Annotated in this window: 12 protein-coding genes and 2 pseudogenes; 7 read left to right on the plus strand and 7 right to left on the minus strand. The window is 70.4% G+C overall.

The window, feature by feature from the left end; translation table 11 throughout:
* On the plus strand, positions 1 to 1,024 hold a 1,024-nt coding region (manB, locus tag AC2VNT_RS02120), incomplete at its 5' end, for a mannose-1-phosphate guanylyltransferase (protein ID WP_486945282.1).
* Here the strand turns inward: manB and AC2VNT_RS02125 are convergent.
* From AC2VNT_RS02125 to AC2VNT_RS02135, 3 genes are read right to left on the minus strand one after another with little or no spacing between them, the layout of a single operon-like run.
* Positions 1,006 to 1,224, minus strand: coding sequence for a hypothetical protein (locus AC2VNT_RS02125; protein ID WP_486945283.1), 219 nt, complete (start codon positions 1,222 to 1,224; stop codon positions 1,006 to 1,008). The two genes, manB and AC2VNT_RS02125, sit on opposite strands and share 19 nt — an antisense overlap.
* A gap of 6 nt (positions 1,225 to 1,230) precedes the next feature.
* Complete coding sequence (locus AC2VNT_RS02130; protein WP_486945284.1) at positions 1,231 to 1,542, minus strand: type II toxin-antitoxin system PemK/MazF family toxin; 312 nt, start codon at positions 1,540 to 1,542, stop codon at positions 1,231 to 1,233.
* Positions 1,542 to 1,820, minus strand: a complete 279-nt coding sequence (locus AC2VNT_RS02135; RefSeq protein ID WP_486945285.1) for a YlcI/YnfO family protein — start codon at positions 1,818 to 1,820, stop codon at positions 1,542 to 1,544. Before AC2VNT_RS02135 ends, AC2VNT_RS02130 begins: the two co-directional genes overlap by 1 nt.
* Before the next feature lie 185 nt (positions 1,821 to 2,005).
* Here AC2VNT_RS02135 and AC2VNT_RS02140 point away from each other — a divergent pair, with 185 nt between their 5' ends.
* From AC2VNT_RS02140 to AC2VNT_RS02155, 4 genes and pseudogenes are all read left to right on the plus strand, one after another.
* A complete protein-coding gene (locus AC2VNT_RS02140; RefSeq protein WP_486945293.1) occupies positions 2,006 to 2,224 on the plus strand; it encodes a hypothetical protein in 219 nt (72 codons plus the stop codon).
* Positions 2,164 to 2,832 (plus strand): annotated as a pseudogene (locus AC2VNT_RS02145) (recombinase family protein); the annotation flags it as partial. The gene AC2VNT_RS02140 and the pseudogene AC2VNT_RS02145, both read left to right, overlap by 61 nt.
* Before the next feature lie 182 nt (positions 2,833 to 3,014).
* Positions 3,015 to 3,521 (plus strand): hypothetical protein, encoded by a 507-nt coding sequence (locus tag AC2VNT_RS02150; protein ID WP_486945286.1) that lies wholly within the window; start codon positions 3,015 to 3,017, stop codon positions 3,519 to 3,521.
* An 81-nt stretch (positions 3,522 to 3,602) separates the two neighbouring features.
* Positions 3,603 to 3,863: pseudogene (locus tag AC2VNT_RS02155) on the plus strand (hypothetical protein); the annotation flags it as partial.
* 49 nt (positions 3,864 to 3,912) lie between these two features.
* On the opposite strand, the gene AC2VNT_RS02160 reads toward AC2VNT_RS02155, so the two are convergent.
* Genes AC2VNT_RS02160 through cofD form a run of 3 tightly spaced genes read right to left on the minus strand, consistent with a single transcriptional unit; the run spans position 3,913 to position 6,811 of the window.
* On the minus strand, positions 3,913 to 4,461 hold the full coding sequence (locus AC2VNT_RS02160; protein ID WP_486945287.1) for an NUDIX hydrolase: 549 nt from the start codon (positions 4,459 to 4,461) through the stop codon (positions 3,913 to 3,915).
* A complete protein-coding gene (locus AC2VNT_RS02165; protein WP_486945288.1) occupies positions 4,458 to 5,825 on the minus strand; it encodes a coenzyme F420-0:L-glutamate ligase in 1,368 nt (455 codons plus the stop codon). The genes AC2VNT_RS02160 and AC2VNT_RS02165 overlap by 4 nt, the downstream gene beginning before the upstream one ends.
* Positions 5,825 to 6,811 (minus strand): 2-phospho-L-lactate transferase, encoded by a 987-nt coding sequence (gene cofD, locus AC2VNT_RS02170; RefSeq protein WP_486945289.1) that lies wholly within the window; start codon positions 6,809 to 6,811, stop codon positions 5,825 to 5,827. The genes AC2VNT_RS02165 and cofD overlap by 1 nt, the downstream gene beginning before the upstream one ends.
* 329 nt (positions 6,812 to 7,140) lie before the next feature.
* Between cofD and AC2VNT_RS02175 the strand changes: the two genes are divergently transcribed.
* On the plus strand, positions 7,141 to 7,524 hold the full coding sequence (locus AC2VNT_RS02175; RefSeq protein WP_486945290.1) for a WhiB family transcriptional regulator: 384 nt from the start codon (positions 7,141 to 7,143) through the stop codon (positions 7,522 to 7,524).
* Positions 7,525 to 7,546: 22 nt separating this feature from the next.
* Here the strand turns inward: AC2VNT_RS02175 and AC2VNT_RS02180 are convergent, their stop codons facing one another.
* The gene (locus AC2VNT_RS02180) at positions 7,547 to 7,969 is read right to left on the minus strand and encodes a metallopeptidase family protein (protein ID WP_486945292.1); all 423 of its coding nucleotides are present in this window, start codon (positions 7,967 to 7,969) and stop codon (positions 7,547 to 7,549) included.
* Between the two features lie 167 nt (positions 7,970 to 8,136).
* Between AC2VNT_RS02180 and AC2VNT_RS02185 the strand changes: the two genes are divergently transcribed.
* On the plus strand, positions 8,137 to 8,420 hold a 284-nt coding region (locus tag AC2VNT_RS02185; protein ID WP_486945291.1), incomplete at its 3' end, for a DUF3499 domain-containing protein.

Raw genomic sequence — 8,420 nt, forward strand, 5'->3', positions numbered from 1 at the left:
CCGGTTGCGGCCGCTGACGCTGTCCGCGCCCAAACCGATGCTGCCCACCGCCGGCCTGCCGTTCGTCACCCACCTGCTGTCCCGGATCGCCGCGGTCGGCATCGAGCACGTGGTGTTGTGCACGTCGTATCAGCCCGGGGTCTTCGAGGCCGAGTTCGGCGACGGCTCCAAGCTCGGCCTGCAGATCGAGTACGTCACCGAGGATGAGCCACTGGGCACCGGCGGTGCCATCGCCAACGTCGCGGGCAAGCTGCGCCACGACACCACGATGGTGTTCAACGGCGACGTGCTCTCCGGCGCCGACCTGGCCGAGCTGCTCGGCTACCACCGGGATCGGGCGGCCGAGGCCACCCTGCACCTGGTGCGGGTCGGCGACCCGCGGGCGTTCGGCTGCGTGCCCACCGACGACGGCCGGGTGACCGCGTTTCTGGAGAAGACCCAGGATCCGCCCACCGACCAGATCAACGCCGGCTGCTACGTGCTGTCCCGGGCGGTGATCGACCGCATCCCGCGCGGGCGGGCGGTCTCGGTGGAGCGCGAGGTGTTTCCGGCGCTGCTCTCCGACGGGGTGCGCGTCTACGGCTACGTCGACACCAGCTACTGGCGGGACATGGGCACCCCGGAGGACTTCGTCCGCGGCTCGGCCGATCTGGTGCGCGGCATCGCCCCGTCGCCGGCCCTGGCCGGGCAGCGCGGCGAGTCGCTGGTGCACGACGGCGCGGCGGTGGCGCCCGGCGCGGTGCTGATCGGCGGCACCGTGGTCGGCCGCGGCGCCGAGATCGGCGGCGGCGCCCGGCTGGACGGCGCGGTGATCTTCGACGGGGTGAAGGTGGAGGCCGGCAGCGTGATCGAGCGGTCGATCATCGGCTTCGGCGCCCGGGTCGGGCCGCGGGCGCTGATCCGCGACGGGGTGATCGGCGACGGCGCCGACATCGGCGCGCGCTGCGAGCTGCTGCGCGGGGCTCGGGTCTGGCCCGGGGTGGTCATCCCGGACGGCGGGATCCGCTACTCGTCGGATGTCTGAGCTGCCGCGCTGCGCCCGTCGCGACCGCTTCGGTGTCCGCTGCTTTCGGGTCGCGGCGCGGTCTTCTCGTCGACGCGGAATCGGTTGGCGCCGAACAACTCGTCGTGGTGCAGGAGGTGCTGCGCCAACCGGCCGAGGCGCGGCTCGCCGCCGTCGTCGCGGTGATCCGGTCCGCGATCACCGCGCGTCAGCGCTGCCATGGCAGCCTATGACACGACCCAATCGAGGTCGAACGCGTTGCCGATGGCATCGGCGAGGGCTGATTCCTGCGACGCGAGAAGGTAGCCGATCTGGCGCCCAAGGTCAGACACCGGGATCGTTTGGATGTTGTCGCAACTGACGACAGACGGTTGATTCAGCCCGTTCACCGCGCCTACCGGGACTTCGGTGGCCAGCCCTCGGACGGTTGTCGTGATCGGGGCGACGGTGACGTTGGTCAGATGTGGACGCACGAACTCGCGGGTGAGAATCAGGACAGGTCGGGACTTGTCAAGCTGAGCGACGTGGATAGGTCGCATCAGTCGATGTCGAGGACGGTACGAGCAGCGTGGCCGGCCACGGTATCCAAACCACTCGAAGACATGCTGGCCGCGAGGATCTCCGCGTCGCGTTCGGCGAGACGACGGCGACGTTCCCGTTGCAGCGCCCGCACCACGACAGCCGCACGACTCCGAGCACGTTGTCCGCGGACTTCGTCATCGATAAAAGCGACGATCTCGTCGGGCAAGCGGACCGCAATCTGTGTGCTCACGTCACCGATGGTACCAGTTTGGTATGCAACTAGCGGGCAACGCACTCATGCCCCGGGTGCACAGGACTCGGGACGCAAGCGCCATCGATGTCGGACCCGCTCGCTAGAATCGAATATATGTTCGATGCACGGCCGAAGATGTCGTCGAGGAGGCGGTCGCCAACTGTTCGCGCTGCGGTTGAGCCGGTGCCGAGCTGAGCGGTGGGCTGTTCACCCCGGACGCCCGGGCGGTGGACCAGGCGTTGGATGCGTTGGCGGGCACCGTCTGCGAACACGACGGCACCGAGCCCGGGTGGCTGGTCTATGCCCCGTCGCAGGCGCTGGCCGACTTCGTGCGCTGCCGGGACCTGACCTGCCGCTGGCCGGCCTCTGACCAGCCGGCGATCGACTGCGATCTGGACCACACGATCTCGGCGTACAGCGCCAGTCGGATGACTGTCGTGCCCTAGCCGCAAAACTCGGCTGGACGGTCACCGAGGAGTTCACCGACAACGACCGCTCAGCCACCTCGGGCAAACCCCGTCCCGGCTTTGAAGCGCTGCTCGACGGCATGGCGGCAGGTGACTACGACGCGGTAATCGTCTGGCACCCCGACCGCATGTACCGCAAGCTATCGGACCTGACCCGGTTGATGGACGTGGCCAAGGGGGTGGAGTTCCGCACCGTCACCGCCGGGGAACTGGACCTGTCCACGCCGACCGGACGCATGCTCGCCGGCATCCTCGGTTCGGTTGCCACCGCCGAGGTCGAACACAAGGCCGAGCGGCAACGCCGGGCCGCCCGGCAGCTGGCCGAATCCGGCAAACCGAAATGGCGGCGTGCGTTCGGCTATGTCGATGCCGGCGGGCACCGCCGCGAGGTGGACCCGGTGACCGGCCCACTGGTCGCCCAGGCCTATCGGGACATCATCGCCGGCGCATCGCTGGGCGACATATGCCGCGGCTGGACGGCGGCCGGGGTGACCACACTCAACGGGAAACGCTGGACACAGCCGCAGCTGTCGATGTATCTCCGCAAGCCCCGTAACGCTGGCCTGCGGACGTACCGTGCTGAACGTGGCTCAGCTGACCCGGGTTCTATTGTCGGCCCGGGTGACTGGCCTGCGCTGGTCGACACGTTCTGGGCGGCGCAGGCGGTGCTCGACGCCCCCGGCCGCCGGCCAGGCCCGAAAACGGTTCGCAAGTATCCGCTGACGTCGGTGCTCGGCTGCGGCAAGTGCGGCCACTACCTGTCCGGGGCATGGGGCAAAACGGCAGCGACATTATCTACGTGTGCAAACGCTGTCGCGGCGTGTCGGTGCGCGCCAAGCACGCCGAACCTATCGTGCACAACCTGGTTGCTGAACGCCTGGCCCGCGCCGACGCCGTTGAACTCCTCAAAGCCGAACAGCACGATGCCGCCGAAGCCGAACAGCTGCGGGCCGAAGTCAACTCGCTGCTGGCGGAAATCGACAACATCGCCATGGAGCGTGCCGATGGTCTGTTGACCGGGCGGCAGGCCAAGCTCGCCACCGACCGGCTGGAAGGCCGCCTGGAAGCGGTACAGGCCCGCCAGCGTGACGCCGAACGGGTGCGGGTGTTCGACGGTATCCCGCTGGGAACCGATGCGGCGCCGGCCGCGGTGGCGGCGTTGTCACCCGACCGTTTCCGTGCCGTGCTCGACGTGCTGGCCGAGGTGACGGTGGAGCCGAAGGGTAAGTCGGGCAACAGGTTCGACCCTGCCCGGGTGCAGGTCACCTGGCGCTGACACGACACAATGACGTGTACGCGACGGTTGGGATGGTCGGCGTCCACTAGACTGGGCAGCACCGCCGGGCGGCCTGGGCGAACGCCGGGCAGCGCGCTGCTGTTCCCGAGCCTGTGCCACGCTGTCGGCGGCGTCCCCGCACCCGAAGCCGACCCACCGAGCGAACCCTGCGGGGACCGCACCGCGATGATGCCCCGCCGGCGCCGCACCCGCGCCCAAAACCGGGCGCACCGCATCGTCACCGAACGACGACAGAACCGCGACGCCCGCACCGCGCGACGAACCACCAGCTACGTCGAGCCGGCACCACGAGACGCCGACAGCGACCCACCACCGTTCTGAGGCCGTTCGCGGCGAACTCCAGCCGGGTGCGGACCGGCCGTCGGCCTGCCTACACCGGCCCGTTCTGACCCGCCACCCGGCTGACCAGGTACGCCAGCGCCGCGTCGGCGCCCGGCGGCAACCCGCCGATCGGCCACCAGCGCAGGTCCACCGACTCGTCGCTGATCGCGATCCGCGCGCCGGCCGGTGCGCGGGCGACGAACTGCAGGTCGAGGTGGCGGGTGGGCAGACCCAGCGAGCAGGTCACCGGGTGCATGTGCACCGCGGCCAGGCTCGCGTCGATGCGCAGATCCGCGATGCCGGATTCCTCGACGGCCTCGCGCAGCGCGGCGGCGACGATGTCGGCGTCGTCGTCCTCGCAGTGCCCGCCCAGCTGCACCCAGCGGCCCAACCGGGGGTGCAGGGTGAGTAGCACCCGGGCGCCGGCGTCGTCGAGCACCAGCGTCGACGCGGTGACGTGGCCGGGTACGCAGTCCCGGGTGCAGGCGTCGGCGCGGGCGTGCACGAAGGCCAGTACCGCGTGCCGCAGCGCGTCCTGGGCGGAGTCCGGCGCGGTCCAGCCGGTGAGCAGCGCGATCGTCGAATCGCGCACACTCATCTGCGCACCAGCAGTCCGTCGGTGGCGGCAGGCGGCCGCGGTTCGGTGACCGGCTCCAGCGGATAGCCGATTGCGATGGCGCCCAACGGCTCCCAGTCGTCGCGCAGCTGCAGTTCGGCCCGGACCAGGTCCGCGGTGAAGATGGTGGAGCCGATCCAGCAGCTGCCCAGTCCGCGGACCGCCAACGCCACCAGCAGCGCCTGCACCGCGGCGCCGACCGCCACGGTGAACATGGTGTGTTCGGCGTCGGTGCGGGCCGCATCCGGATAGTGGTGTGCGCCGTCGGGAACCATGATCGGAACGACGACTTCGGGGGCGTCGTAGAGGATCCGGCCCCGCGCCAAGCGGCGTTCGATCGCGTCGGCCGGTTTGCCGTCGCAGGCCAGGTCGGCGCGCCACTTGGCGGCCATCGCGTCCAGCAGTCGTTCGCGCACGGAAACCGTCTGCAGCCAGACGAACCGCACCGGCCGGGTGTGGTGCGGTGCCGGGGCGGTGAGGGCGTCGGCGACCGCCTCCTCGACCAACTCGGGGGGCACCGGGCGTTCGGCGAACTGGCGGACCGATCGGCGGAGCAGCTGGGCTTGTCGGCGGCCCAGCGCGATGGCCTCGTCGGCGCCGAGCCAGAACAGGTCCTCGGTTCCGGGCCGCACCAGCGCCCCAGCCGTCGACCCGTCATCTGTCAGGGTGAGGCCGCGGAGTACCGCGATCGGGATGTCGGTCAGCTTGCCCTTGACCAGGTCGGCCGCGGCGGCGATCTCGTCGGCCACCGCGATCTCGGTGACCACCAGCTCGTTGCCGTGCCGGTCGGCCGCCCCGGCGTAGGAGTGCAGCACCGGCACGCCGGCGGCACCGATGGCGACGTCCAGCTGCCCGGTGCGCCAGGCGCGGCCCATGGTGTCGGTGATCACCACGGCCACGCTGACCTTGAGCCGTCCGGCGATCCCGTCGCGCAGCGCCGCCGCGCTGGCGTCCGGGTCGACCGGAAGCAGCGCCAGCTCGTCGACGGCCACGTTGGATCCGTCCACGCCGGCGGCGGCCTGGACCAGCCCGATCCGGTTCTCGGTGATCAGGGTGCGCCCCTTGCGGGCCAGCACCCGCACCGCCTCGCGATCGATCAGCTTGCGGCGCAGCGCGTCCCGCGCGTCCGGATCGGTCGGCGCGGCGACGATCCGGCCCTCGCATTTGGAGACGATCTTGCTGGTCACCACCAGCACGTCGGCGTCGCGCAGCCAGGGCGCCGCGTCGGCGATCGCGTCGGCCAAGTCGTCGCCCGGCCGGAACTCCGGCAGCCCGGTCACCGGCAGGATCTCGACCCGGGCGGCGCTGGCGTGCTCGGCGGCGCCGGTGTGCTCGGCCGGAGCCATCAGCGCACCCCGGCGGCGTCGAGCCCGGCGCGCACCATCTCGGCGGTGGCGTCCGGGTCGGTCATCAACAACGGGATCGAGTGCCCGGCCACGCCGTCGACCTGCGCCCGGTCGTCGGGCCCGACCAGCCAGTGGTCCAGAATCCCGGTGCCGGTGCGGGCGCCGTAGTGCCGGCCGACCCCCTCCGAGCTGGACTCCACGCCGATCACCCGCAGGCAGGTGTCGGCCATCCCGCGCAGCGGCTTGCCGGCGATGATCGGCGAATAGCCGACGACCGGCGCCGCGGTGGACCGCAGCGCTCCCCAGATGCCGGGGACGGCCAGAATGGCGCCGATGCTGACCACCGGGTTGGACGGCGCGATCAGGACCACGTCGGCGCAGGCGATCGCGTCGATGACCCCCGGTGCGGCGCCGGCCTTCTCGGCGCCGACGAAGGCGAAGCTGTGGGTGGTCACCGCGGTGCGGTAGCGCACCCACCACTCCTGGAAGTGAATCGCCCGCCGGCTCTCGTCCGCCGGATCGGTGATGACCACGTGGGTTTCGCAGCCGTCGTCGGTCACCGGCAACAGCAGGGCACCCGGTTGCCACCGGTCGCAGAGTGCCGAGGTCACCTGGGAGAGCGGGTAGCCGGCCCGCAGCGCCTGGGTCCGCACCAGGTGGGTGGCCAGGTCGCGGTCACCGAGGTCGAACCAGTCCGGCTGCATGCCGTAGGCGGCCAATTCCTCTTTGACGTGCCATGTTTCGTCGCGATGGCCCCAGCCGCGCTCCGGGTCCACCCCGCCACCCAGGGTGTACATGCAGGTGTCGAGATCCGGGCAGACTCGCACGCCGTGCATCCAGACGTCGTCGCCGACATTGACCACCGCGGCGAGGCTGTGCTCGCCGGTCGGGTGGTCGCCGGCGAACTGGCCCAGGCCGAGCAGGCGCTGCACCCCGAGCAGGAACCGGGCCCCGCCGACCCCACCGACGAGAACGGTGATCTTCACAGCGGATGACGTTACTGCCCGCCGACGATGCGGTCCGTCCCGGAGGGCGGCTGCGGGGGGCGGGCGCAGCGGGGGTGTGGCGGATTCGACAGCGACGCGCCGATCGCCAACACGCCGAAGATTGGTCACGGGATGGTAAGGAATTTGCCGCGACGCCTTGACCCAGACGCATCATAAGTGTGTAATCACACCAGTGTCATTTCTTGGCGGGGTCGACCGGTTCCGGTGACACAGGCCGAGATTCGATCACATGTTCGAATTGAGATGTACCGACATCACAACAGCGGCGACGAAGTTCTGATTCACGACACCAGGTGAGGAGGCGGAGCATGTCCTATGAGCACCTTCGGGGCGTAATGGGAGGCATACCGCACGCCAGTACCGACCCGACTACGGATACCCCGGACACCGGAGGTGCGATCCGTCGACCGCATCTGAGCGTGGTTCCCGACGAGCCCGAGCCGTTCGACCCGTTCGAGTCGGCGCCCGCCACCAACGAGCAGTGGCAGGACCGCGCGCTCTGCGCGCAGACGGACCCCGAGGCGTTCTTCCCCGAGAAGGGCGGCTCGACCCGGGAAGCGAAGAAGATCTGCCAGCGCTGCCCGGTCCGTGCCGAATGCCTCGACTACGCATTGGCGCACGACGAGCGCTTCGGCATCTGGGGCGGCCTGTCCGAACGGGAGCGCCGTCGCCTCAAGCGCGGCATCATCTGACCGGATCCCCGGCGGCCGGCGGCTACCCGTCGTCGATGTCCGGATCGATCACGGTGGGTTCGACGTCCAGGTAGCTGGCCACCTGGGCCACCAGGATTTCATGCAGTAAATCGCCGAGTTCCAGGCTGTCGTGAGCGCGCTGTTCGATCGGCTTGCGGAACAACAGGATCCGAGCGCGGGTGGGATTACCCCGCACATCGACCCCGGCAGGAATCAAGCGCGCCAACGGAATCGGCCCGTCGGCCACCACCTCCGGCGGCCATTGCACGCTTTCCGGGTCCCTCGCGGTGATCCGCGGGATCTCGTCGACGGCCACGTCGAGGGCGGAAACCCGATGCTTCCAGCGCTGCTCGATCGGTTCGTAGGCTTCCAGCACCGCCATGTCGAATCGCTCGGCGCGGGTGCGCCAACCCGGCACGGTCGGCGGCAGCAGCGGGCCACGGATTTCGCGGCCGTGCCGGGATCTTTGCACCAGGCGATGGTAACGGTTGCGCATAGGGTAGGCGGCTATTGCGCGTGTCCGTGGCCGCGCGCAGCTCGGTCCGCGATAGCCTCACGATCGTGAACGTCGTTCCCCGCCGCTGCTGCCGGCCCGGGTGCCCACATTATGCGGTGGCGACGCTGACGTTCGTCTACTCGGACTCCACCGCGGTGATCGGACCGTTGGCCACCGCGCGCGAACCACACTCCTGGGACCTGTGTGTCGGTCACGCCGGCCGGATCACCGCGCCCCGCGGCTGGGAACTGGTCCGCCATGCCGGTCCGCTGCCCAGCCATCCCGAGGACGACGACCTGGTGGCGCTGGCCGATGCGGTCCGCGAGAGCGGCTCGGACCGGGTGCCGGCGGCCGGCGGATGGCAGCCGACACCGACCGGGGCCGCCGGCGGGGTGCTGGC

The sequence above is a fragment of the Mycobacterium sp. TH-M15 genome, assembly GCF_057473705.1.

Excerpts from the sequence above, each read along its gene's own strand:
- AC2VNT_RS02130 (WP_486945284.1), bottom strand. The coding sequence starts at position 1,542 with ATGCGACCTATCCACGTCGCTCAGCTTGACAAGTCCCGACCTGTCCTG.
- AC2VNT_RS02125 (WP_486945283.1), bottom strand. The coding sequence starts at position 1,224 with ATGGCAGCGCTGACGCGCGGTGATCGCGGACCGGATCACCGCGACGAC.
- AC2VNT_RS02160 (WP_486945287.1), bottom strand. The coding sequence starts at position 4,461 with ATGAGTGTGCGCGATTCGACGATCGCGCTGCTCACCGGCTGGACCGCG.
- AC2VNT_RS02175 (WP_486945290.1), top strand. The coding sequence starts at position 7,141 with ATGTCCTATGAGCACCTTCGGGGCGTAATGGGAGGCATACCGCACGCC.
- AC2VNT_RS02150 (WP_486945286.1), top strand. The coding sequence starts at position 3,015 with ATGGGGCAAAACGGCAGCGACATTATCTACGTGTGCAAACGCTGTCGC.
- AC2VNT_RS02165 (WP_486945288.1), bottom strand. The coding sequence starts at position 5,825 with ATGGCTCCGGCCGAGCACACCGGCGCCGCCGAGCACGCCAGCGCCGCC.